Genomic DNA, 22,578 nt, shown 5'->3' with positions numbered 1-22,578 from the left:
ACATTTTAACTATCCCCGCCTGATCGTAATCTCCCAGCAAATGAAGCACTTCGGCAACCTGCGCCCCTCTACCCAGGTCAAGGTAAGTAAGGCCCTCGACTTCGAAGGCGTGCCCCACTGCCTTCATCTCTGCAAGTAGGGCGTCGCGCTCCGCATCTCTGTGACTGGCTTCGCCAGCCCGGCTTTCAATCTCACTTCCAATGCTGATTTGAGTGAACATGAGGACGGCGATCGTCCCGAACACTGCACTGTTCCAACTGTTCAACGCCATAGTTCGATGTCTCTATTGTTGGTTCCACGGCGGGTGAGGCTGCCGGGGCGCCTCTGCTGGCTCGCCAGCGGTGTGAAGCGGTCTACGGCGCGCAATTCAGCGCGACTTCGACGCCCAATCCTTACCCCATAATTCTCTGCTCACGAACTACCATGAGCAGCAGGAAAGGCCAGTCGCGGACCTTCCAGTGGCGAATCCCTCCCCCCGGCTCGCTGCCGGCGAGCCAGCTGTTGCGTTCAGCGGAGTGCCCCGCAGCGATGGAAAGCTCGCCTGGCTCAAGGTGGTCGCGGTCAACTAGCAAAATCGCAAAAGCACGCCCGGTTGGACTCGAACCAACGACCTGCGGATTAGAAGTGTCAATTTGTACAACCGTTTGGATTCCGTTATATTTAAGTAGCGGAGAAAACGTGCCTCCCAACGCTTTGGGATAAGTGGTCCAGAGCGATTTGGGGGACACTTTAGTGGACACCAAGGCACTCGAAGCCAACTAGGGGGAGTAGCTACCCCCGTCGATCACCGCGGCGCCTACCATCCTTGGCGCCGCGGGGGTCGGGTTGGAAAAGGATGGATTCTCAATGGGCGAAGCCCCACGGCGTACTGTTGATCCGGTTGACATTCCGTTCACCGACGAGGAGTTGCGACAAGTGCGGGAGTCGCTCTTCCGCGGTGGTGGCAACAACGTCACCCGCGGCTGGATTGTGGACGCAGCGGAGAAAATCAAACCGCCTGCGCCTGCGGTCCGGCTTACCGCAGTCGACGAAATGATCCTCGATTGCATTGACAATCACGGTTCCGTGAAATCACAGACCGACCTTCTCGACAAGCTCGCAGAAGATGGCGAGATCGCTTCTGAGGGATCGATCAAGCTACGCCTAGCTGAGCTAAAAGCGCGTGGCGTTCTGGTGCCGGTTAAGGGAGATCGCGGCTACAAGCGAGCCTGAGAACGGTATATACCGTTAGCGACCGACCCATAGCCGTCTTTCCGGCAAACTTAACTACGTGGTTTGAATTGCACCCCGTTTGGTGCGATTACACAAAGAACCCCGTAGGAGAGTCTGGCCATGGCGATTACCGCCTACGCGAAGGACACGCAGCCGCTTCACCCCGAAGCGTGCTACCCCCTGGCAGCCTGGTGCAAGGCCGCTGGCGTCTCGAAGACGCGCATCCACGAAGCCAAGTTGCTTGGCGTCCCCCTTCCGACGTTCACTGTCGGCAAACGCGTCTACATCCAAGGCGCCGACGGCATTGAGTGGCTTCGGACGTTGTCCGCCAAGCTCGCCGAGCTGGAAGTGGGGGGCGAGCAATGAACACCACCAAAACAGCCCAGCAATTCCCCACCGTTCCCGTCTCTGAAGATCAGCGTGAGAGGGCGCTTGCTGCCATCAGTGAGCTGTCGGTTGCCCTGCAATGCATGGGGATGGGCCCGCACGACACGCAAGGGCTCATTCACTACGGCAACCTTCGGCGAAAGATCAGGGCAACGACCTCCCGCGTTCTGCTGGCGGACGTTTTCTCTATCGCAGTCGCCCCCGGGGAGGGCTCCAAGTGAAAGCGTCCCCCTCGGCGGAGCCGACGTTACCCACCGCGACGGAAGCGGAGCGACTGCTGATCGGCGGCATGTTGCTCGACTCGGAATCAATCGATAAGGCGTTAAAGATTGTCGGGCCGCGCCACTTCAGCGACCCGGCACACCGCCACGCCTTTCTCGCGATCCTCCAGCAGCGCAGCTCGGGCAAGCCGCTCGACATCGGGCTGGTGCTCCGGGAGGTGAAGAAATCCCCCGCGTTGGGTGAACAGGCCGCCGCGTTCCTGGCGTTGGCGATGGACGACACGCCACACGCCCTAGACGTGCCCTATTACGCGGGGCTGGTGGTCGAGGCGGATCGCAAGCGGCAACTCTACGACCTGGCCCAGACGGCCGCCCAGGACGCCTTAAACGGCAGCACGTCTCAGGCCGTGCTCAACGACATGCTGGCCGCGTTGGACGATTTCCAGCGTGAGCCGGGAGTCAAACGCCGCGGGGTGGAGAAGTTCGACCTCGGGGAGCTGCTGAAGCTTCACCCGCGATTGAATCCAGCGGTTATCGACGGGCTCTGCCGGCAGGGCGAGACGGTCAACTTGATCAGCATGAGCAAGGTCGGCAAGTCTTGGTTGGGTTACAGCCTGGCGTTGTCGATTATCACTGGGCGTCGCTGGCTCGATCGCTTCGACACGCACTGCGGCCGCGTGTTGCTGATCGACAACGAGCTACACCGTAGCACGCTGGCCCATCGTATCCCGCTGGTGGCGGAAGCTATGGGGATCGAGCCTCACGACTATCAGGGCGAGCTAGACGTCTGGCCGCTGCGGGGCAACCTGAAGTCGCTCCAGCAATTGGCCGGCGAGCTAGAGGCGATCGAGGCCGGCTACTACCGGGCGATCCTCTTCGACGCCAAATATAGATTCATCGAGCCCGGGGCAAGTGAAAACGACAACGCGGCCGAGACCCAGGTTTATAACCTGCTTGACCGGATCGCAGAGAAGACGCAGTCCGCCCTGGTGATGATCCATCACACCAGCAAGGGCGATCAGTCCGGCAAGCGGACCACGGACGTAGGGGCCGGGGCTGGTGCCCAATCACGGGCCGCGGATTGCCACCTAGTGCTCCGTGAGCACGAAGAACCCGGCGTGGTCGTCCTAGACGCTGCCGTCCGATCCTTCGCCCCGATCGAGCCCGTCACGCTTCGGTGGGAGTTCCCGCTGTGGCGGCCCGATGCGCTCCTGGACGCCTCCAAGCTCAAGGGTCGGCTGACCGGTGGTGAACAACGCCAGACGGAGAAGGACCAGGAGGCCATGACGGAGATCGCCTCGGCCCTGCTTGGTGGTCCGGCGACTACCAGGAAGCTCCGCGACGCGACCGGGTTCAGCCGCGACCGGATGGCCCGTCTGATCGGCTTGATGCTCAAGCGAGGGACCATCATTGCCGGCGAGACGGACGCCAACGGGAACACCACTAACGAGTACGCGCTTGCCCCTACAGAGGGGGTGGTCGATTGAAACCGACCACCCCCCCGACCACCCCGACCACGGGGGTGTTGGTGGTCCCCCTAAAGGGAGACCACCCACCCCCCCCCGGTCGGAAGGAGTTTTGAGGGATTCGAGAAGTGAGAACCGACCACCCCCCAGCACCGATAGAAGCAACCTTCACCCGAGAAGAGATCGCCAAGATGATCGCCAAAGCTAAGACCTGGAGCCACGACAACCCGTATCGGGCACTCAGGCTCGATCGCCTGGACTACCTCGGTGGCCAGCACGAGCTACCCGGCACGCACAACTGCCCCAAGGTGGCGAGGGAGCAGATCGCGGTTGACCTCCAGCGTGAGGCCGCCGAGTTGAAGCACAACACCACCAGCATCCCGTTCTAACCACCCGAGCCAGCCGTGTACGACTCCCCCTACAGCAGCCCCTACAGCAGCCCCTACGACTCCCCTGTCGAACCCCAGCCGGAGCAAGACGAGCCAGACGACGAGCCGGAGCCTGACTAGCGCACGTCGCACCACGCAACGCACAACGCACGCTTGACCATCACCATGACTCAGAACACCAACAACCAACGCAACGTCACCAGCGGCACGCTAGGGACTGTGGCGAGCTATCTAGTGTGTGGCAAACCTTGGCACTTCTGTCTGGCCCCGGGGTGGCGTGCCTCTTTTTTCCAGGACCCAACACGTTTTGAAAATGGTCAAGGGACTTCTACGACCTCTCGCCAGCACTGGTGCAACAGAAGTGTCAATTTTGTAGGTAGTGATTCAATCGGACGGACAAGAAATGACCCCAGAACAGAAAAGAATCCTCGTCGAAATGCTGTGCCGCACCGAAGCCCTAGAGGCTGAGCCCCGGCTGCCGTTGTGGGCTTCGGACTACCTCGAGCAGACGACCGAGCTAGAGCACGGACCCCGCGTCCGACCAGACTTCTGGGGTTCCAACCTGACCGCGACCGAGCAGCGGCGATTCCTTCGAGCCGCCGAGCAGCTTGCCGACGCCGGCTTTCTAGACGCCTACCGTGCGAGGGGTGGGCGTGTAACTCACCTACGCCTGACCGACACCGGGCGTGACCTGGCGGAGAGCCTGCGAGCCTTACGCGACCCCAAGCCGTTGTTGTGGAGTGACGACCAATGAAAAAAAGCACGTGGGATACCGTCCCTGTGGTCGAGGTTAGGCTCCCGACCTGCCCGACCTGCGGCGAGCTGAAGTACATCGGCATTAAAGGCTGGCGGGACGCGGACGGCGGCAGAACATCGCGGCGAGTGTGCAAACGCTGCGGCCAGCTTTACATCGTGTTGTCGTTGCCAGACTGTGGCAGTGACGACCTAGGCGTTTGGTAGATTCCAATGATGAACAATCACCCCGAGGCCGAAGCCGTGACCAACGAATGCGAGTGGGAGTTTTTACGTGAGGCGGACCTGCCCATGGGCGCAGTCATCAACGGAACGACCATCCAGGAATGGCGGGTCGACGCGGAGGGCGAGCGTTGGGTGAAGTGCAAGACTCTGCCCCAACACGAGATTCGCGGAGTGCCCCGCCATTATCCGACCGCTGCCTCTGCCCCGAGGGGTGAGGAATGAAAATCAGCCAGTGTTATCGGCTGGCGGAGATGGTCGCCCCCGAGCTGAAAGAGCTGTTCATCGGTCGCCACCCCGAGGAGTGGCACACGGGCTACGCATTGGCTTACGCACGTCCCTGTGCTGGACCCCGTATCGCGGAACACTTCGACCTAGCGGACGACCAAATCCCGACCATCCTCTTCGCCCGGGAGCCCGACGCCGGGCTGTTGCTCCACGAGCTAGCGCATTTGTTGCCGGTCGACGGTCCCGAGTCGGTCGCTGCTGCTGAGGCTATCGAGGCGGGCACCTACGACGACGCTGGCGGCTCTTTTGACGCCACGGGTGACGACTGGCTGCGGGCTGCTGTGGCTTGGGAAGGAACGTTTGACCTGCCCCCGTGGGACGGTCACGGCATCCTGTGGATTCGCCGCGTTCTGCACCTGCACCATCGGGCGAAGCTGGCGGGCTGCGTGGTCGACATCGAGGACCTGCGCGTCGCCGGACTCGACTACCAGTTGGCTGCACCCCAGGTCTACGCCGCGGCGCTAGGCGACGAGCCCGACCGGATGGCGAATTGGACGTTCGCCAAGGTGGAGAGCGTGACGCCACCGACGGGGTACATCGACGCCTTTGAACGCGACGCCAATAACTACTTTCAACGCATCAAGCAATCAAGAGGCTAGCCCATGTTCTGGACCACCCCCACCGACGAAAAGATTGTGATTCCCCCAAGCTGCAACCACACTTCGACCGACGCCGAGCGTGCCGCCGAGCGAAAGCGGCTGAAGAGACTGATTGCAGCCAACGGGCTGCTGCGTCGCCGCAAAGCGGACCTGACCACCGCCATCGACGGGTTCGAGCGGGAGAGCGAAGCCGCGGTCGCTCGCCACAAGACGGAGACGACCACCATCCGCGACCGGCTGGCGGAAATCGAGGAAGCTGTTGTCGACGCGATGGCAGACGGCAGACCGGCGAACGCCAAGCTCGAAGCCGAGCGGGAGAAGTTGCTCGCCAAGTTGGGCGACCTGACCTCGACGCTAGAACGCACCGTGGAAGACGTGAAGTCTCGCACGAAGCCGCTGCGGGAAGAGCGTGCCGCCGTACAGGCGAAGATGGCGACGCCCGAGGTGCTCGACAACCAGTTGATTGCCACTGCCCCCCCCGAGTTGCAGCAGAAGGGGACGGCTCTGAATCGCGTTGGGACGACTCTCGACACCTATTGCAAGTCAATCGACTCGAAGCGGAAAGAGCTGAAGGAGTCGATTGCGTCTGCCGTAGAACCCGGTCGGACCTTGCTCGCCTGGCGGCTTGGCAACTGGGACCAAGAGGCGGACCTCGTCGGCAAGATGCTGGTGGACGTTCGCCTGGCTGCGGCTGAGAACCGGCGAGAGATGCTGACACTGTAACAAACGCCCCGCGGTTCTTCCCTCCGCGGGTATTAGCCCGGTCGCTGGCCAACCTCCCGGCGGCCGGGCGTTTTAAACTTCAAACTACAAAGGATTGCCATGGCAAGCGCTGGAGCACTGCGGGCCGGTAAGGCCGTCATCGAGATGAGTTTGCTCACCGGGCCCGTCGACAAGGGGCTCCGCACTTTGCAGAAGAAGCTGAGAACGATCGGCTCCGGCTTCCAGACGATGGGCCGGGTGGCTACGGCCGCCGGCGCAGCGATCACCGCGCCCCTGGTCGCCGCGATCAGCAAGGCGTCCGACGCCGAGGAAACGCTGTCCAAGTTCGGCGTAGTATTTGGCGATCAGGCCCCGGCAATCCGCCGCTGGGGTGACGAGTTGGCTTTGGCCCTCGGCCGCTCGAAGTACGAGATCGCCGGCGCCGCGGCCGGCTTCCAGGATCTACTGAAGCCGATGGGCGTGATGCCCAACGAAGCGGCCGACCTGTCGAAGAAGCTCACCGAGCTGTCGATCGACCTGGCCAGCTTCAATAACATGACCGACGCGGACGTACAGCGTGACCTGACGGCGGCGCTCACGGGCTCGGGCGAGGTCATGAAAAAGTACGGCGTCATCGTCAGCGAGGCAGCCGTCAAGCAGGAGTTGCTCAATACGAACATCGACCCCAAGTTCGCCACCGAGGCTCAAAGGGCGTTCGCTCGGTTTGCCATCATCCTGGCGGGCACGACGGACGCACAAGGTGACGCGCTGCGGACGGCCGGCAGCTTCGCCAACCAGATGAAGGGGCTGAAGACGCAGATCAGCGACTACGCCACTGAGATCGGAATGAACTTCCTCCCGGCCGCTACGGCGATGATCGGCAAGATCCGCGACGTCGTGAAGGGCCTGGCGAAGTGGTCGACTGAGAACCCCGGGGTGGTCAAGACGGTCGGCTATCTCGGGGCGGCGCTTGCTGTCGCGGGTCCGGCCGCCATCACGTTCGGGGCGGCGCTTCCCGGCATCGCTGCGGGCCTGACAGCTATCTCGGCGGCCTCGGCGTTCCTGATCGCCAACCCGCTGATCGCGGCGTTCGCGGGCGTGGCTGTTGTCGTTGCCGCCCTGTTGGTCGACCTGCGCAAGCTCAACGCCGAGTTGGGGAAGATCTCCGCTAACACGGACTGGCGGAACGAGAAGAAGCGGTCTGCGGAATTAAACGCCGCGATCGGTGGGCCGGCTGAGGAGTTCGAGAAGCGTAAAGCCTCGATCGCTGCGGACCTGGACGAGGAAGAGCGGATCTTGCGTAAGGGCCTGGCCGAGCAAAAGGCTATTCTCGACAAGCAGCTCTACCAGACGAACAACCTAGACGGTCGGCTCCGCGGCATCGGTGGCGAGGCTACCAGGGCGATCAGCGGCAACATCGCCTCCACGGAAGCCCGGTTGGCCAAGATCGCTGCGTTCCGTGGCCAGTTGTCCGCGGCGCAGCAGACGGCCGCACCGGTAGAGCAGAAGATCGAGGGCGCCGGGACGTGGCTCACGGAGAAGATCGGCGACGCGATGGTCAAGGGCGGCAACTACCTCGGGGCGCAGCTCGCCACCGGGGCGGAGTTGTTGGGGACCACAGTAGCCGACGCACACGCTGTTGTTGCGGACAAGGTCCAGGCGATCGCAGACGCGGTCGAGGGGGCTCAATCCGCCGGGGCGTTCGGCACCAGCAACCAGGCCGCCATCTTCGACACGCGTTTCGCTGGCCAGCAGTTTGGCAGCACCGGCGACGCTCAGCTTCGCGAACTGCGTGAGATCAAAAAGGGCGTGCGGAACCTGGACAAGCCCAACCCGCTGGTGGGCGTGTAATGGACAACCCGATTCACGCGATCAGGATGCGAGCCTACGACTACTTTTGCGGTGACCTCGACGTCGACGGCGGGGTTATCGAGGGCGCTGACATGATCCTGGACGCCATGCAGACCGCGATAGAGCTGGGGATGCTGACCGACGCCGAGGCCGAAGGGTTCGCTGTCGAGATCTGCCAGCTACCGGCCGACCGGTTGGACTTTGCCGCCGGCTTCCAAGCGGTGACGGCGCGCATGGGCCAGACGGTTCTGACGAGAACACCAACACGGAGCCAGGATGGTCGACCCGAGCCCGGAAGAGATCGAGGCGGCGTGCTTGGCGTTCCAGGCGACCTGGAGCCCGGCGGAGCGGCGGCGCCGACGATCGCTATTCCAATTGACGAGAGCTGAGGCCGAGAACGCTGTAGATGCGGAGATCCCCGTGGTGAAGGTGGCCGAGATCAGTTACGCGGACGCTGTTTGACAACCTGAGCGTGCCCCGGTGGTCAGTGCGTGAACGGCCGCGCCGGGGCTACTTGTAACGGTTACAGGTTGGCGTCACGCAGCAATCGCTCGACAAGGTTTTGCAAGATTTTGCAACCTTTCGTTTTGTTGCAAAAGTGAGCCTCGCGGGCACGCGTAGGAGGAAGTGGGGTGGAACCACCCCACTTAGGCGAGCCTCGCGCGCACACGCGAAGGGAGTCAATCGAATTAAGTGCAGGATTGCATTTATCTCCGGTGAGCCTCGCGGGCACGCGAAGGGCACCATCGTTTCCCAAGTTTGGGAAACGATGCTTAATAGCGAGCCTCGCGGGCGAACGCGGCGGCAACAAGTGAACCGAATTTGGTTCACTTCCTGCCCCGAGCCCCTAGCAGCCCGAATAACGCACGCCCCCGCCAGACGACCTTAGACACCAACCTGCCCGCCGGAGCGTCACCAGCGACGTCTGGTGCGGCCGTTTTTCCTCTGTTGACATTTTGGGACGCCCACCGGCACAATTACGCCTGCCAAGCCCCCGATACCCGGGGCCTGGCGGCCGGGCCTTCGAAACCTTGCCGCCGATCAACTGGCAGAAGTGCAGGGATTCTATGTTCACCATCAGCAGGGCCTTTGGGCCCGGTAGCGTGTGCCAACGCACAAGCGATGATCCGCGTAGGCGGGGAGCAAGACGTTGGCGGGGGGAGCCCTGCTGCCCCTTTCGAAGCGCGCTACCGGGCCCGAGGGTTCGTCCGGCTGGCCCTTCGAAGGCTGGAGCGGACGGGAAAGGACATTCGCAAGATGAGTGTTTCCACCACACGGAACGAGCTGGCCGCGACGCTGAGGGCCGCGGTTGATGAGCGCGGCGCCGGCCGGATCACGGACGCCTGGCCGCTGCTACAGCACGCGCTAGACCTGTCGCTTCGCCAAATGCTTGTGCAGGCGACTGGCAAGACGCCGGCGCCGACGATGGACCCGATGGCCATCTCCGCACGGTTGCGCGGCGAGGGCCATATCGATCGTCTCACGCACTTGATGGTCCGCGTGAGCTGCAAGGGGCGGACCTGTAGGTCTGTCGCTTCGTTCGACGCGATGCACACGCTGCTAGTCGCGTTGACGCTGCCCGACCTAGGCGACGTTTGGAAGCCTAGGTGATTCGAGATCATGCCCGGCTGCCCAGGGAGGGGCGGCCGGGTTGTTTGTGCTCAACAACCAAGGGGTGAGTGATGGACGACAAGATTCGCGTCTACGTGGTCGACAAGGGCAGGCGATTCCTCTACATGCGCTACCGCTGCCCGCTGACCGGCAAAGAAGAGTCTCGCAGCACCGGCACCGACAAGCCGAAGCAAGCCGCCAAGGAAGCCGCCAAGTGGGAGGGCGAGCTACAGGCCGGAAGGTACGAGCGAACCGCTAGGATGCCGTGGGACGAGCTGCGTGAGCAGTACGAGACGCAATTGATGCCGACCGTCACTCCGGCGACGCTGAGAAACTACGCGTCGACCTTGAACGCGTTTGAGCAGCTTTGCCGACCCCGGCGCGTGGCGGACCTGACGACGGCGCGGATCTCGGCGTTTGCCGCTGAGCTGCGGAAGGAACGGACGCGGGAGATCAAGGGCAAGGCCGACGAGAAGCCGACCGTCCAGAAGTACCGGTTGACGGAGGCCAGCGTCGGACGTCACCTGCGCCAGCTCAAGGCCGTGGCGCGGTGGGCGAACCGCCAAGGGATTCTGCCCAAGGTTCCATCGTTCGATATGCCGAAGAAGGGCGTCGCCGCGAAGATGAAGGGGCGACCGATCACCGGCGAAGAGTTCGACCGGCTGATCGCTGCTGTCCCTGGCGTCGTGGGCGCCAAGGCGGCCGAGTCGTGGAAGCTGCTTCTACGCGGCCTGTGGACGTCTGGCTTGCGTCTAGGCGAGGCCCTGGCGTTGCGGTGGGACCATCAGCCCGGTGGCGTTAGCGTGCGTCTAGACGGCAAGCAGAGCGTTCTCGTGTTCGATGCCGGCTCACAGAAGTCGGGCAAGGTGCAGCTTGTGGCATTGGCGCCCGAGGCCGTCCAGCTCTTGGCGCCGCTGCGGAAGGAAACTGGGTTCGTGTTCAACGTTCAGCGGGTTCGGGGCGAAGGGGTGATGGCGAGGCACCCGCTCAAGATCGGGAAGATGATCGTCGCCCTAGGCAAGGCCGCGGGGGTGGTCACGGACCCGGAGAAAGGGAAGACGGCATCAGCTCACGACCTGCGCCGATCGTTTGGCTTCCGGTGGTCGCGGCGGGTGATGCCGGCGACTTTGAAGGAGCTAATGCGGCACGCGTCCGTAGAAACGACGTTGACGTTCTACGTCGGACAGAACGCAGCGGCGACCGCGGCCGAGCTTTGGACCGCTTTGGGGGACACTTCGGTGGACACTAGCTGTTCACCTGAACAGAACCCGCCGGAGCAGCGTCGCCGAAAGACTCTAAAACAAGGCCTTTCTGAGCACGCCCGGTTGGACTCGAACCAACGACCTGCGGATTAGAAGTCCGCTGCTCTATCCAGCTGAGCTACGGGCGCGTGCGGTGCCCGCCAGCGGGGGCGGCTTTAGCTTACTTGGGGGAGCGGAGGCCGTAAACGCGGCGAGGCTTGTGGGGTCAGCGGCTGCCTCGGGGGGGGTCGAGGGGTCCGCGGAACGCTTGCCGCAGCCGCTGGGCCAGCTTCACCGCGCCCGGGGTGTCGCTGTGGATGCAGATGGAATCGGCGCGGTTTTGGGCGATGATTTGCTGCGCCTGCGCCACGGCTTGCTCGGGGTCGGTGAGCACCGCGCCGGGCGTGCTGCGCGGCGCGAGGGTTCCGTCGGCGAGGTACGCGCGGTCTGCGAAGGCCTCGCGGACGAACGGCAGCCCCGCCTCGGCGGCGGCGGCCTGCAGGGTGCTGCCGGGCAGGCCGAAGAGGCTCAGCGGCCGGCCCGACGCGGCGACGGCGCGGACGATCGCCTCGGCGAGCGCGGGGTCGCGCATCGCTTGGTTGTAGAGGGCGCCGTGCGGCTTGACGTGACGGGGGGCGACGCCCGCCCCGTCGGCTGCTTCGAGGAAGGCGTTGAGCTGCCGGGCGACCAGCGCTTCGACCTCGGCCGGCGCCAGGTCGAGGGGCCGGCGGCCGAAGTGCGCGCGGTCTTCGTAGCCGGGGTGGGCGCCGACCGAGACGCCCGCCGCGGCGCAGCGCTCTAGCGCTAGTCGCATGCTGGCCGGGTCGCCGGCGTGGCCGCCGCAGGCGATGCTGGCGGAGCTGAGCAGCGGGATCAGGCGGGCGTCGTCTGCTTCCCCTTCGCCGACGTCGGCGTTCAGGTCGATCGCGAGTGGCGGGTGTGCGTCAGGCATGTTGGGCGATCCCTAAGCGGAGCCGTTCGAACTGATGTTCGGATTCTTGCAGCAACGCCTCGGCTTCTTCGGGCCCGATCTCGGTGAATCTTACTGCTTCTCCCGGGCGCAACTGGGCAAGGCTCGGCAGGTCGACCGTCGCCACTACCGCCATCACCGGGTAGCCGCCGATCGTCTGTCGGTCGGCGGCGAGCACGATCGGCTGGCCGTCTGGGGGGACCTGGACGGCGCCCAGGGCGACCGGTTGCGAGGTCATCTCTTGCCGCCTCTTGCACGCTAGCTCCGGCCCCGTCAGCCGCAGCCCCATGCGGTCGGAGTGGGGACTGAGCGTGAAGGGCCGCGTCAGCAGCCCCTTCCATGCCTGCGGGGCGAACCAGTGGGCCTGCGGGCCGCGGAGCAGGCGGATGCGGCCCTCGGGGCTGTTGGGGGCGAGGTCGGCCGCCGAGGCGAACCACCGGCCTGCCTGAGGGGGTTGGGCCGTAGCGGGGAGCGCGTGGATGACGTCTCCTTCGCCGATCGCCCGCCCCCCGCTGCCGCCGAAGCCGCCACGCAGGTCGGTCCCGCGGCCCCCGAGCACCACCGGCGCCGCGACGCCGCCACGGATGGCCAGGTACGCCCGCGCCCCGGAGGTCAAACGACCGAGGTCGAGCACGTCGCCGGTCCGCAGAGGGATCGGCCTGCCGAGGGGGACGCCGTCCGCCTGGGCGCCGACGACGGCGACCACAGTCTCGCGCAGCGCCCGCAGCTTCGGCCCGGTGAGCACGCACTCGATCGCGGCCGCGGACTCGGGGTTGCCCACCAGCAGGTTGGCGAGCCGCAGCGCTACCGGGTCCATCGCCCCGCCGGGCGTGACGCCGAGCGCCTGACAACCGGAGCGGCCGAGGTCTTGCACGGTGGTTTGCAGGCCGGGCCGGAGGACTTTGAGCGTGGGTTCGCCCTCCGCCTCCACAACCAACGGCGCAGACTCCCGGGCGCTCGCCAGCTCATCGAACCGCGCGCGGTCGATCGGCTCGAAACGCACGACGTCGCCCACGGCCAGCAGCGACGGCGGCTCGGCCGCGGGCGAGAACAGCCGCAGCGGCGTGCGGCCGATCAGGTTCCAGCCGCCGGGCGAGTCTTGCGGGTAGACGCCGGTCTGGGCGCCGCCGATCGCCACGCTGCCGGCCGGCACGCGTGTGCGGGGCGTCGTGCGGCGGGGCGTGTGGAGCGAGGGGCACAGGCCGGCCAGGTAGGGGAAGCCCGGCGAGAAGCCGATGGCCCGCACCGGGTAGGTTGCCTGCGTGTGGCGGGCGATGACCTCGTGGGGGGAGACCCCCGCGTGCTGGGCGACCGCCGCGAGGTCGGGCGCGAACTCTTCTGCGTAGCAGACGGGGATGGAGACCTGCCGCGGTGTAGCCACGAGGCTAGGGGGCTTGGCTGCGTTGGAGTTGACCCACTGCGCCACAATCGCCGCGGGGCGCCCCCCTTCGCCGCCGGCCGCTTCCAGTACCCGCAGCGGCGCGTAGTGCACCGCGAGCGCCTGATAGGCGCAAACCACGTCCGTCACCCCGGGGAGCGGGTTTGCCCGCAGCGTTTCTGACAGCCGGGCGACCTCTTGGGCCGCTTGGTCTGGGTGCTGCGTGGTCGATTCCAGCAGGATTGCCGCGTCGCCCAGCGGGGAGAGGCAGTAGCGGGGGTGGGGGTGTGGGGTGGTCACTGGGGGGCTTTTTACGCTTGACGACGGGGCGGAGCCCGTCGGCTATTCTGGGTTGGAATGTTAGACTTGGGGGGGTTCGTTCCCGATATTTCTTGAGGTGTTGTTTTGGCGCTGAAGGTAATCCACTACCCGCATCCTACCCTCCGGCACGTCTCTCGGCCGCTGATGCGGGTCGATGCAGAGTTGAGGGCGATGGTCGACGAGATGCTCGAGCTGATGTACGAGCACGAGGGGATCGGGCTGGCGGCCAACCAAGTCGACCTCCCCTACCGGCTGTTCGTGACCAACCCGACGGGCGACCCGGATTCGCCGGAGTCGGAGCGGGTGTTCCTGAACCCGGTGATCGTCCGCGGCGCCGGCACGGCCGAGGGGAGCGAGGGGTGCCTCAGCCTGCCCGGGCTGTACGGACCGGTCGTCCGCAAGACCTCGATCCGCGTGCAGGCCTACGACCTGGCGGGGAACGAGATCGATGAAGAACTCACCGGCCTGGCGGCCCGCGTGTTCCAGCACGAGACGGACCACCTAGACGGCACGCTGTTCATCGACCGCGTGCCCCCGTCGCACAAGGCGTCGCTGCGCGACGAGCTAGAGGAGTTCGAGATCGACTTCTCCAGCAAGCAAGAAAGCGGCGATGTGCCGAGCGACAAGTCGATCGCCGATCGCATCGCCGAGCTCGAGCGGCTGCGGACGTGAAGAATAGAACGCGGATGACGCGGATCAAGACGGATAAGAACAAGAGGCTGCCAGTTGTTTGTTGCAGCGCAGTAGGGTAAGTCACCTTTGAGTATCTGCGTTCATCCGATTTATCCGCGTCGATCCGCGTCCTATTCTTATGAAACTAGTCGTCATCGCCGCCGGGCCGTTTGCTGTGCCGATGCTGCGCGCTCTCCACGCCAGCAGCCACGAGATTGCGCATGTTGTTTGCCGCCCGCACCGTGGTCGGCGGAGCGACCCGCCGCTGCCGGTGGCGGCGTGCGCCGAGGAGCTGGGTCTGCCGCTGTGGCGGCCCGAGACGATCAACGCGTCGGACGCCTTGGAGTGTTTGGCGGGGCTCGGAGCCGACCTGCTGGTGGTGTGCGACTACGGCGAGATCCTTAAGCCCGGCGTGCTCGAAGCCGCCCGGCTCGGCGGGGTGAACCTGCACGGGTCGTTGCTCCCCCGCTACCGCGGCGCCGCGCCGGTGCAGCACGCCGTGTGGAACGGCGACGCCGAGGCCGGTGTCGCGGTGATCACCATGACGCGCGGGCTCGACTCGGGGCCGATCCACGGCGTGGCGCGTTTGGCGGTCGACCCGGACGAAACCGCCGGCGAGCTGGAGGCCCGTATCGCGCAGCTAGGCGCCCCGCTGATGGTTGAGATGGTCGACCGCCTGGAGGCCGGCACGGCGACGCCGGTCGCCCAAGACAAGTCGCTGGCGACCAAGGCGCCGCGTCTGAGCAAAGAAGACGGCCAGATCGACTGGTCCCGCACGGCCCTGCGGGTCAAGAACCAGGTCCGCGCCATGCAGCCCTGGCCCCGGACGTACGCGACGTGGCGTGCGGCCGGCGGCGATCCGGTGCGGCTGAACATCGACCGGGTGAGCCTGGTCGCAGAAGCCTCTGGGGCGCCGGGCGAGGTGCTCGAGGCGGGCGATCGGCTGGTGGTGGCGTGCGGCCAGGGAGGAGTAAGCCTCGAATCGGTGCAGGCGCCCGGCAAGCGGAGGCTCACCGCGGCAGAGTTCCTGCGGGGCGCGTCGCTGCGGGCAGGCGACCGATTCGAGGTCCCCAGCGACCCTCTCGAAACCCGCCAATAGCCGCCGACGTAGGGTCGGCGCTTCCCCGTTTATTCCCATCCCGCGCCGCCCGTAGGTCGGTAGCCGCTTGTTTTTGCGATTGCGGCGTCGGTTCCGCGTCGACTTCGCCCTCGCCCCTCAGGGGCGCCGCTTGGTATCATCGACCGCATGAATGGACTCTCCCGCCTCGACTGGGTGCTGCTAGCAATCGCGGCGCTGGTGGCGATCACCTCGCTCGTGCGGCTGATGCGGGCCCGTCGCGACCACCTGATCGCCGACGTCCGCCAGCAGCTAGCGGACGAACAAGCCCGCGTGCGACGGCAGAAGAAGAATGACGCTGCGTAAGAATTCAACTACGGATGACACGGAAGCGATTGCCACAAAAAGGCACAAAAAGCACAAAGAAGGAATACCCAATTCTTAATGGAGTGAGAGTCGCGGGAGCGCGAAACCAGTTGGTTATTGCGGCTGTATCATTGGTTGTTCATGTCTTTGTGCCTTTTGTGCCTTTTTGTGGCTATCCTTCGTAGCTCGTAACTTCCGTGGTTCCCTCCGTCTGCCACTGAGTCCTCCGCCGACCGCCATGAAGAAACTCTACATCGAAACCGTCGGCTGCCAGATGAACATGCTGGACAGCGAGCTGGTGGTCGCCAGCCTCCGCAAGGAGGGTTACGAGCTGACCAGCCAGACCGCCGACGCCGACGCCATCCTGTTCAACACGTGCAGCGTCCGCGAGCACGCCGAGGAGAAGATCTACAGCGCGCTCGGTCGACTCAAAGACGCCAAACGTGACAAGCCCGAGCGGGTGATCGGCGTGATCGGCTGCATGGCGCAGAACCACCAGGGGAGCGTCTTCAAGCGGGCGCCGTACGTCGACCTGGTTGTCGGCCCCGGGCAGTTGCACCAGATCCCTGCGCTGATCCGCGACATCGAGGCCAGCGGCGGGCAAAGAATCGAAGTGAGCCTCGGCCGCAAGGACGGCGCGCGCGAGGACATCGAGCGCAGCCACGAGAGCTTCGACCCGCTGCGCGACCCCACGATGCGCCCGACGCCGTTCCAGGCGTTTGTGCGGATCCAGATCGGCTGCGACAAGTTCTGCACCTACTGCATCGTCCCCAGTGTCAGGGGCCCCGAGCAAAGCCGGCCGCCGGCAGACATCCTGGCCGAGGCCCGGCAGCTTGTCGGCGAGGGGTGCCGCGAGGTGACGCTGCTGGGGCAGACCGTCAACAGCTACCGCTACCGCCAGGGCGAAACGACCTACCGCTTTAGCGACCTGCTGCACGACCTGCACGCCATCGACGGGCTCGACCGCATCAAGTTCGTCACCAACTACCCCAAGGACATGACGGACGACGTGCTGGCCGCCGTGCGCGACCTGCCCAAGGTCTCCAAGTACCTGCACGTCCCCGTGCAGTCCGGCAGCGACGCGGTGCTCAAGCGGATGAAGCGCGGCTACACCGTGGCCGAGTACCGCGAGATGCTGCAGCGCGCCTACGAGTGGGTGCCGGGCGTCGCGGTCACCAGCGATTTTATCGTGGGCTTCTGCGGCGAGACGGACGAGGACTTCCAGCTCACCTACGAGCTGGTGCGCGAGTCCCGCTTCAAGAACAGCTTCATCTTCAAGTACAGCGAGCGGCCCGGCACCCGCGGGGCTTCGTTGTATGCGGACGACGTGCCGGACGAGGTCAAGCGTCGGCGGAACAACGAGCTGCTGGCCCTGCAGAACCAGATCAGCGAAGAGGACAACCACCGCATGCTGGGCCAAAGCGTGCAGGTGCTGGTCGAGGGCCCCAGCCGCGCGAGCGTCAAGCACGAGGCCGCTGGGCCATCGCTCCAACTCACCGGCCGCACGCTGTGCGACCGGATCGTGGTTTTCGAGGGCAACCCGCGTCAAACAGGGCAACTGCTCGACGTAGCCATCTACGACGCCAACAGCCACACCTTGTTCGGCACGGTCGAGACAGACCACGTGGTGGGCGAGCTGGTGCAGCTCAGCGGCAGCGGGGTGTAGCGACGCCCCCATCGCAAGGCCCAATAGCTGCCGACCTACGGTCGGCGCGTTTGGGTCGATACTTCAACCGCGCCTACCGTAGGTCGGCAGCTATTGGGGACCTCAGTTAGGTTCTCCGCTGCCACAGGCCCCCCCGCCGGGGTACAATTGGCCTCGTGATGGATGTGGCCGAACTCCGCCGATTGCTCGACGACCGCGACGCCGCGCGCCCATTGCTGGCGTCGATGGGGCTGCGGCGGCCCAAGGCGGGGCACGCCTGCCTGGTGCGGATGGCGGACGCCCGCGTGCCGTTGGACCTGATCGGCACGCTCATCGGGCAGTTTTCGCGGGCCGCGCCCACGCTGGCCGACCCGGACATGGCGTGGAACAACTTCGAGCGGTTCCTCAGCGCGGCGCGCAGCCCCGTCTCCACCGCGGCGCTCTTTGAGCGCGAGCCCGAATCGCTGGCCAGCCTGCTGCAACTGTTCGCGGCGAGCCAGTACGTGAGCGACCTGCTGGTGATCGACCAGGAGTGCTTCGACCTGCTGCGGATGACCGAGGGCCGTCCCGTCTCGCGCGAGCTGCTGGTCGAGGAGCTGCGGGGCGACCTGCTGGCGATCGACGACCCGCGCGACGCCATGGCCGCCCTCCGGCAGGCCAAACGCCGCGAGACCATCCGCATCGCCTACGGCGACATCGTCCGCAACCAGTCGATCGAGGTGGTCGCCCGGCAGATCTCGTTCCTGGCAGACGCCATCGTCGAGGCGGCCCTGGCGTTCGCCCGCCGGGCGCTGGAGCAGAAGCACGGCGTCCCGCGCCGCGCCGGCGGCCCCGACGACGGCCAACCGGCGCGCTACTGTGTGCTGGCGCTCGGCAAGCTGGGGGGGATCGAGCTGAACTACTCCAGCGACATCGACCTGATCCCCTTCTACGGGCTCGAGGGCCAGACCGACAGCGGCCGCGGCGTCACGAACCGAGAGTTCTTCGAGCGACTGACGCGCGAGCTGATCCGCCTGCTCACCGAGCCCACCGAGCTGGGGGTCGCGTATCGGGTCGACCTGCGGCTGCGCCCCGAGGGCGCCAGCGCGCCGCTGTGCCACAGCTTCGAGCAGATGGCCGCTTACTACGACTCCAAGGGCCGCACCTGGGAGCGGCAGGCGATGATCAAGGCGCGGCCCATCGCCGGCGACATCGCCCTGGGAGACGAGCTGCTGGCCCGTCTCGACCGCTGGGTCTACCGCCGGTACCTAAGCCTGGCGGACATCACCGGCATCAAGGCCCTCAAGCGGCGGATCGAGAACCGCGCCGAGGGGGACGGCCGGTCTCCGGTGAACGTGAAGACGGGCCAGGGAGGGATCCGCGACATCGAGTTCGTGATCCAGTTCTTGCAGCTGCTCAACGGCGGCGCCCTGCCCGATGTCCGCACCGGCAACACGCTCGAAGCCATCCGCAAGCTGGCGGAGGTAGGCTGCCTGACGCCGCAGGAGCGGCTGCTGCTGGAAGAGAACTACGCGATGCTCCGCAAGCTCGAGCACCGCCTGCAGATGATGCACGACCTGCAGACCCACACGCTGCCGGCCGACGACGAAGACCTGGCCAAGGTGGCGGTACGGATGGGGTACGCTTCGGCCAACGGCGGGGCGCCGCTCGACGCGTTCCGGGCCGACTTCGCCGAGCGGACCACCGTGAACCGGCGGATCCTCGACCACCTGCTGCACGACGCCTTCGGCGACGACGCCGAGATCGAGCCGGAGGTCGACCTGGTGAACGACCCCGACCCCAGCGAGCAGCAGATCGTCCGCGTGCTGGGTCGGTACCCGTTTGAGGACGTGGAGACCGCGTACGTGAACCTGATGGCGTTGGCCACCGAGCGGATCCGCTTCCTTTCGACCCGGCGGTGCCGGCACTTCCTGGCGTCCATCGCCCCCAGGCTGCTACAGGCGATCGCCCGCACGCCGGAGCCGGACGCCACGCTGGTGAACCTGGCCCGCGTCAGCGACTCGCTGGGGGGCAAGGCGGCGTTGTGGGAGCTGTTTAGCGCCCACCCGCCGTCGCTGAAGCTGTACGTGATGCTCTGCGCGGCCTGCCCCTACCTGGCGGAGACCATCACCAGCAGCCCCGGCATGATCGACGAGCTGCTGGACAGCCTGATCGTCGACCGGCTGCCGAGCCAGGACGCCATCTTCGCGGCGCTGGCAGACCTGACGCGCGGCGCCGAAGAGCTCGACCCCATCCTGCACAGCTTCAAGAACGCGTACCACCTGCGCGTCGGCGTCCGCGACCTGCTGGGCAAGGACGACGTCCGCGACACCAACGCCTCGCTGTCGGACATCGCCGAGGCGTGCCTGCGGCAGATCGTCGACCGCGAGTACCGCGCCCAGGTCGAAAAGTTTGGCGTGCCGACCATCGTGTCGCCCCCCCCCAGCACCGACGGCGAGATCATCCTCGACCCGCTGGGCCGCGACCTGGATTCCCGCACGGGCGAGACGTGCGGGCTGGTGATCCTGGCGTTGGGGAAGCTGGGGGGCCGCGAGCCCAACTACCACAGCGACCTCGACCTGGTGTTCCTGTACGAGGCCGAGGGCCGCACCGTGCCGCGGCGCCGCGGCGCCGGCGAGGGGACCACCAACGGGCACTTCTTCGGCGAGCTGGGGCAGCGGATCATCCGCGCCGCGGCGCGGATGGGGCCGCAGGGGAAGCTGTACGAGATCGACGTCCGCCTCCGCCCCACCGGCCGCAGCGGGTCGTTGGCGGTGCCGATCGATGCGTTCCTGCGTTACTACCAGGGGGGGCAGGCCCAACTGTGGGAACGCCAGGCGCTGTGCAAGGCCCGCGTGGTGTACGGCCCCCCGGCCGCCGCGGGCGACGTGATGCAGGCCGTGGCCGAGGCCGCCTACGGCGCCCCCTGGACGCCGGAGTCTGCCCACGAGGTGCGCGAGATGCGTCTGCGTCTGGAAGAGACCGCTACCCCCCGCAACCTCAAGCGCGGCCGTGGCGGCACCGTCGACACCGAGTTCGTGGTGCAGATGCTGCAGCTCAAGCACGGCGGCCTCGACGCCTCGGTGCGTGTGCCCGGCACGCTCGAAGCGCTCGACGCGCTCGAGGCCGCCGGCTACCTGGCCGCGGACGACGCCGCGTTCTTCCGAGACGGCTACCGCTTCCAACGCAACATCGAGGCCCGCATCCGCCTGATGAACAGCATCGGCCGCCACGAGCTGCCGACCGACCCGCGGGAGCTCAAGAAGCTGGCGTTCCTGCTGGGCTACGACGACCCGGACGCGCTGGAGCGCGAGGCGCTGCGGTGGTTCGAAGAGACGCGGGCGCGGTTTGAGAAACTCGTCGGGGAAGCGGCGCGGTAAGGCGCCGGAGTTCCGGAAGGGAGAGGTGGAGATGGCGGGAGATACGGGGATGACGTTACGAGCCATTGCAGCTCTGCGCAAGTCTCGACCAGACTTGCGACGACAATCGAGATGGGGGTGAACCTACTCAAGACCTTCCCCACCTCTCCCGTCATCTCCACCTCCCCCTTCCGTAACTCCCCCTCAGAACGACACCACGCGTTCGGCGTTGTCCGCCGGCAGGATCCAGATCTTGCCGTCCCCCATCCGCCCGGTGCGGGCGACCTCAACCAGCTTGCGGACCACCTCCTCGACGCGCGTGTCGTCTACCCACATGGCCACCTCGACCTTGGGCAGGAACGCCCGGGCGTAGTCGGTGTCGGCGTACTGGTCGAGGTAGCTCTTCTGCTTGCCGACCCCTTTGACCTCGCGGACCACCACCGCCTCGAGCGGGGCCAGGCGGAGCCCCTCCAGTATTTTTTCTACCAGGAAGGGTTTGACGACTGCGACGACCTGTTTCACGGCACCGACGGCGGGTTCAGGATAGGAACAAAAGCGACGATGGAACGTGAGAAGCTGTCAGCGATCAGCTTTCAGCGGTCAGCTCTCGCCGCCCTAGCTGACGGCTGACCGCTGATCGCTGACAGCCTTTTTTAGCCTACCTTGCCACACGGCCCCCCGGTAGCGTTACAATTCCGCTATCCCCCCAATTCTTCCCCCCGCAGAGCTGCCGCCATGGACCGTCAGTATTCGAAGTTCCAGCAAAAGGCGATCAAGAACTTCTACGACAACCGCGAGACGCTGGGCATCCAGCGGCTGGGCGAGCTGGTCACCGACCTCTACCTGGCCGAGGGGAAGAAGCGCGAAAAGACCTGGGAGCAGGTCGAGAGCGCCCTGAAGAACACCGGCATGAAGCCCGATCGGATCAGCCACCTCCGCAAGCAGGACGACCCCGCCCTGCTGGCCAAGGTGGTGCAGGAGCTGAGTGCGTGAAGCCCTACCTCGACCTGCTACGCTGCGTGCTGGAAACCGGCGTCCCCAAGAGCGACCGCACCGGAACCGGCACCCGCAGCCTGTTCGGCTACCAGATGCGGTTCGACCTAGTCGACGGGTTTCCGCTGGTCACCACCAAGAAGCTGCACCTGCGGTCGATCTTGCACGAGCTGCTGTGGTTTATCCGCGGCGAGACCAGCACCGGCTACCTGAATGAGAACGGCGTCTCCATCTGGGACGAGTGGGCCGCGGACGACGGCGAGCTGGGCCCCGTGTACGGCAAGCAGTGGCGCGCGTGGGAAGGCGCCGACGGCCGAGCGGTGGACCAGCTCGCCGGGGTGATCGAGCAGATCGAGTCCAACCCCGACTCGCGCCGCCTGATCGTCAGCGCGTGGAACGTGGCCCAGATCGACCAGATGGCGCTGCCGCCGTGCCACCTGCTGTTCCAGTTCTATGTCGCGGAGGGGCGCTTGAGCTGCCAGCTCTACCAGCGCTCGGCCGACGTCTTCCTCGGCGTGCCGTTCAACATCGCCAGCTACGCGCTGCTAACGATGATGGTCGCCCAAGTGACGGGCCTCGCGCCGGGCGAGTTCATCCACACCCTGGGCGACGCGCACCTGTACGACAACCACCTAGAGCAGGCCCGCCTGCAGCTCACCCGCGATCCGCGACCGCTCCCCACGATGCGGATCGACCCCAGTGTGAAGCAGATCGACGACTTCCGTTTCGAGCATTTTGCATTGGAGAACTACGACCCGCACCCGCACATCAAGGCGCCGGTGGCGGTGTGACGGGGAGGGGTGTGGCGGAGAGTGATGAATGATGAGTGATAAATGATGAATGGACATTGAGCCGGTAGCGTCAGCGCCCGGAGTTTTTGCGGGGCGAATCGCACG

23 protein-coding genes and 1 tRNA gene are annotated in these 22,578 nt (G+C 65.7%); 20 read left to right on the top strand and 4 right to left on the bottom strand.

Going from position 1 to position 22,578, the window contains the following annotated elements; genetic code table 11:
• The first annotated feature begins 846 nt into the window (after positions 1–846).
• From Pla175_RS02775 to Pla175_RS26965, 13 genes are all read left to right on the top strand, one after another.
• Positions 847–1,212: a hypothetical protein gene (locus Pla175_RS02775; RefSeq protein WP_145281121.1), complete on the top strand. Its 366-nt coding sequence runs from the start codon at positions 847–849 to the stop codon at positions 1,210–1,212.
• Between the two features lie 120 nt (positions 1,213–1,332).
• Positions 1,333–1,578 carry a hypothetical protein gene (locus Pla175_RS02770; RefSeq protein ID WP_145281119.1) on the top strand — a complete coding sequence of 82 codons (246 nt, stop codon included), beginning with the start codon at positions 1,333–1,335 and terminating at the stop codon, positions 1,576–1,578.
• Complete coding sequence (locus Pla175_RS25795; protein ID WP_197527227.1) at positions 1,575–1,820, top strand: hypothetical protein; 246 nt, start codon at positions 1,575–1,577, stop codon at positions 1,818–1,820. Before Pla175_RS02770 ends, Pla175_RS25795 begins: the two co-directional genes overlap by 4 nt.
• Positions 1,817–3,307: an AAA family ATPase gene (locus tag Pla175_RS02765; protein ID WP_197527226.1), complete on the top strand. Its 1,491-nt coding sequence runs from the start codon at positions 1,817–1,819 to the stop codon at positions 3,305–3,307. Before Pla175_RS25795 ends, Pla175_RS02765 begins: the two co-directional genes overlap by 4 nt.
• Positions 3,308–3,414: 107 nt before the next feature.
• The gene (locus tag Pla175_RS02760) at positions 3,415–3,675 is read left to right on the top strand and encodes a hypothetical protein (protein ID WP_145281115.1); all 261 of its coding nucleotides are present in this window, start codon (positions 3,415–3,417) and stop codon (positions 3,673–3,675) included.
• A 403-nt stretch (positions 3,676–4,078) separates the two neighbouring features.
• Complete coding sequence (locus Pla175_RS02755; RefSeq protein WP_145281113.1) at positions 4,079–4,429, top strand: hypothetical protein; 351 nt, start codon at positions 4,079–4,081, stop codon at positions 4,427–4,429.
• A 212-nt stretch (positions 4,430–4,641) separates the two neighbouring features.
• Positions 4,642–4,875 carry a hypothetical protein gene (locus Pla175_RS02750; protein ID WP_145281111.1) on the top strand — a complete coding sequence of 78 codons (234 nt, stop codon included), beginning with the start codon at positions 4,642–4,644 and terminating at the stop codon, positions 4,873–4,875.
• Entirely contained in the window at positions 4,872–5,537 is a 666-nt protein-coding gene (locus Pla175_RS02745; RefSeq protein ID WP_145281109.1) for a hypothetical protein, read from the top strand. Before Pla175_RS02750 ends, Pla175_RS02745 begins: the two co-directional genes overlap by 4 nt.
• Positions 5,538–5,540: 3 nt before the next feature.
• Positions 5,541–6,260 (top strand): hypothetical protein, encoded by a 720-nt coding sequence (locus Pla175_RS02740; protein ID WP_145281107.1) that lies wholly within the window; start codon positions 5,541–5,543, stop codon positions 6,258–6,260.
• Between the two features lie 99 nt (positions 6,261–6,359).
• Positions 6,360–8,090, top strand: coding sequence for a phage tail tape measure protein (locus Pla175_RS02735; protein WP_145281105.1), 1,731 nt, complete (start codon positions 6,360–6,362; stop codon positions 8,088–8,090).
• Positions 8,090–8,479: a hypothetical protein gene (locus tag Pla175_RS02730; protein WP_145281102.1), complete on the top strand. Its 390-nt coding sequence runs from the start codon at positions 8,090–8,092 to the stop codon at positions 8,477–8,479. Before Pla175_RS02735 ends, Pla175_RS02730 begins: the two co-directional genes overlap by 1 nt.
• An 868-nt stretch (positions 8,480–9,347) precedes the next feature.
• Positions 9,348–9,701 carry a hypothetical protein gene (locus Pla175_RS02725; protein ID WP_145281100.1) on the top strand — a complete coding sequence of 118 codons (354 nt, stop codon included), beginning with the start codon at positions 9,348–9,350 and terminating at the stop codon, positions 9,699–9,701.
• 71 nt (positions 9,702–9,772) lie between these two features.
• On the top strand, positions 9,773–11,056 hold the full coding sequence (locus tag Pla175_RS26965) for a tyrosine-type recombinase/integrase (protein WP_145291963.1): 1,284 nt from the start codon (positions 9,773–9,775) through the stop codon (positions 11,054–11,056).
• On the opposite strand, the gene Pla175_RS02715 is transcribed toward Pla175_RS26965, so the two are convergent.
• The 3 genes from Pla175_RS02715 to pxpB all read right to left on the bottom strand — a co-directional run bounded on the left by Pla175_RS02715 (position 11,018) and on the right by pxpB (position 13,590).
• Positions 11,018–11,091 (bottom strand) — tRNA-Arg (locus tag Pla175_RS02715). The genes Pla175_RS26965 and Pla175_RS02715 overlap by 39 nt on opposite strands.
• A gap of 77 nt (positions 11,092–11,168) precedes the next feature.
• Complete coding sequence (locus Pla175_RS02710) at positions 11,169–11,894, bottom strand: 5-oxoprolinase subunit PxpA (protein ID WP_145281098.1); 726 nt, start codon at positions 11,892–11,894, stop codon at positions 11,169–11,171.
• On the bottom strand, positions 11,887–13,590 hold the full coding sequence (pxpB, locus tag Pla175_RS02705) for a 5-oxoprolinase subunit PxpB (RefSeq protein WP_145281096.1): 1,704 nt from the start codon (positions 13,588–13,590) through the stop codon (positions 11,887–11,889). The genes Pla175_RS02710 and pxpB overlap by 8 nt, the downstream gene beginning before the upstream one ends.
• A 105-nt stretch (positions 13,591–13,695) precedes the next feature.
• On the opposite strand from pxpB, the gene def reads away from it, so the two are divergent.
• The 5 genes from def (at position 13,696) to glnE (ending at position 20,710) form a co-directional block, all read left to right on the top strand.
• A complete protein-coding gene (def, locus tag Pla175_RS02700; protein ID WP_145281094.1) occupies positions 13,696–14,283 on the top strand; it encodes a peptide deformylase in 588 nt (195 codons plus the stop codon).
• A 139-nt stretch (positions 14,284–14,422) separates the two neighbouring features.
• On the top strand, positions 14,423–15,382 hold the full coding sequence (gene fmt, locus Pla175_RS02695) for a methionyl-tRNA formyltransferase (RefSeq protein ID WP_145281092.1): 960 nt from the start codon (positions 14,423–14,425) through the stop codon (positions 15,380–15,382).
• A 147-nt stretch (positions 15,383–15,529) separates the two neighbouring features.
• Positions 15,530–15,706: a hypothetical protein gene (locus tag Pla175_RS25790; RefSeq protein ID WP_197527225.1), complete on the top strand. Its 177-nt coding sequence runs from the start codon at positions 15,530–15,532 to the stop codon at positions 15,704–15,706.
• Positions 15,707–15,944: 238 nt separating this feature from the next.
• Entirely contained in the window at positions 15,945–17,372 is a 1,428-nt protein-coding gene (gene miaB, locus Pla175_RS02690) for a tRNA (N6-isopentenyl adenosine(37)-C2)-methylthiotransferase MiaB (protein WP_145281090.1), read from the top strand.
• A gap of 158 nt (positions 17,373–17,530) precedes the next feature.
• Positions 17,531–20,710: a bifunctional [glutamate--ammonia ligase]-adenylyl-L-tyrosine phosphorylase/[glutamate--ammonia-ligase] adenylyltransferase gene (glnE, locus tag Pla175_RS02685; RefSeq protein ID WP_145281088.1), complete on the top strand. Its 3,180-nt coding sequence runs from the start codon at positions 17,531–17,533 to the stop codon at positions 20,708–20,710.
• A 183-nt stretch (positions 20,711–20,893) separates the two neighbouring features.
• Here glnE and Pla175_RS02680 read toward each other — a convergent pair whose 3' ends face one another.
• Positions 20,894–21,211, bottom strand: a complete 318-nt coding sequence (locus Pla175_RS02680) for a P-II family nitrogen regulator (RefSeq protein ID WP_145281086.1) — start codon at positions 21,209–21,211, stop codon at positions 20,894–20,896.
• Between the two features lie 213 nt (positions 21,212–21,424).
• On the opposite strand from Pla175_RS02680, the gene Pla175_RS02675 reads away from it, so the two are divergent.
• Entirely contained in the window at positions 21,425–21,682 is a 258-nt protein-coding gene (locus Pla175_RS02675) for a hypothetical protein (protein ID WP_145281084.1), read from the top strand.
• Entirely contained in the window at positions 21,679–22,473 is a 795-nt protein-coding gene (locus Pla175_RS02670; protein ID WP_145281082.1) for a thymidylate synthase, read from the top strand. Before Pla175_RS02675 ends, Pla175_RS02670 begins: the two co-directional genes overlap by 4 nt.
• Positions 22,474–22,578 lie beyond the last annotated feature (105 nt).

It is taken from the genome of Pirellulimonas nuda, assembly GCF_007750855.1.
GTDB lineage: Bacteria > Planctomycetota > Planctomycetia > Pirellulales > Lacipirellulaceae > Pirellulimonas > Pirellulimonas nuda.
Note: the sequence above shows the minus strand (reverse complement) of the source record. Positions and strands in the feature narration are given on the sequence as shown.

What these genes read in the sequence shown, in the direction of transcription:
- glnE (WP_145281088.1), top strand. Translation starts at nt 17,531, where the DNA reads ATGGATGTGGCCGAACTCCGCCGATTGCTCGACGACCGCGACGCCGCG.
- Pla175_RS02675 (WP_145281084.1), top strand. Translation starts at nt 21,425, where the DNA reads ATGGACCGTCAGTATTCGAAGTTCCAGCAAAAGGCGATCAAGAACTTC.
- Pla175_RS25790 (WP_197527225.1), top strand. Translation starts at nt 15,530, where the DNA reads ATGAATGGACTCTCCCGCCTCGACTGGGTGCTGCTAGCAATCGCGGCG.
- Pla175_RS02750 (WP_145281111.1), top strand. Translation starts at nt 4,642, where the DNA reads ATGATGAACAATCACCCCGAGGCCGAAGCCGTGACCAACGAATGCGAG.
- Pla175_RS02755 (WP_145281113.1), top strand. Translation starts at nt 4,079, where the DNA reads ATGACCCCAGAACAGAAAAGAATCCTCGTCGAAATGCTGTGCCGCACC.
- Pla175_RS02740 (WP_145281107.1), top strand. Translation starts at nt 5,541, where the DNA reads ATGTTCTGGACCACCCCCACCGACGAAAAGATTGTGATTCCCCCAAGC.
- Pla175_RS26965 (WP_145291963.1), top strand. Translation starts at nt 9,773, where the DNA reads ATGGACGACAAGATTCGCGTCTACGTGGTCGACAAGGGCAGGCGATTC.
- Pla175_RS02770 (WP_145281119.1), top strand. Translation starts at nt 1,333, where the DNA reads ATGGCGATTACCGCCTACGCGAAGGACACGCAGCCGCTTCACCCCGAA.
- Pla175_RS25795 (WP_197527227.1), top strand. Translation starts at nt 1,575, where the DNA reads ATGAACACCACCAAAACAGCCCAGCAATTCCCCACCGTTCCCGTCTCT.
- Pla175_RS02730 (WP_145281102.1), top strand. Translation starts at nt 8,090, where the DNA reads ATGGACAACCCGATTCACGCGATCAGGATGCGAGCCTACGACTACTTT.
- fmt (WP_145281092.1), top strand. Translation starts at nt 14,423, where the DNA reads ATGAAACTAGTCGTCATCGCCGCCGGGCCGTTTGCTGTGCCGATGCTG.
- Pla175_RS02775 (WP_145281121.1), top strand. Translation starts at nt 847, where the DNA reads ATGGGCGAAGCCCCACGGCGTACTGTTGATCCGGTTGACATTCCGTTC.
- Pla175_RS02725 (WP_145281100.1), top strand. Translation starts at nt 9,348, where the DNA reads ATGAGTGTTTCCACCACACGGAACGAGCTGGCCGCGACGCTGAGGGCC.
- Pla175_RS02745 (WP_145281109.1), top strand. Translation starts at nt 4,872, where the DNA reads ATGAAAATCAGCCAGTGTTATCGGCTGGCGGAGATGGTCGCCCCCGAG.
- miaB (WP_145281090.1), top strand. Translation starts at nt 15,945, where the DNA reads ATGAAGAAACTCTACATCGAAACCGTCGGCTGCCAGATGAACATGCTG.
- Pla175_RS02735 (WP_145281105.1), top strand. Translation starts at nt 6,360, where the DNA reads ATGGCAAGCGCTGGAGCACTGCGGGCCGGTAAGGCCGTCATCGAGATG.
- Pla175_RS02710 (WP_145281098.1), bottom strand. Translation starts at nt 11,894, where the DNA reads ATGCCTGACGCACACCCGCCACTCGCGATCGACCTGAACGCCGACGTC.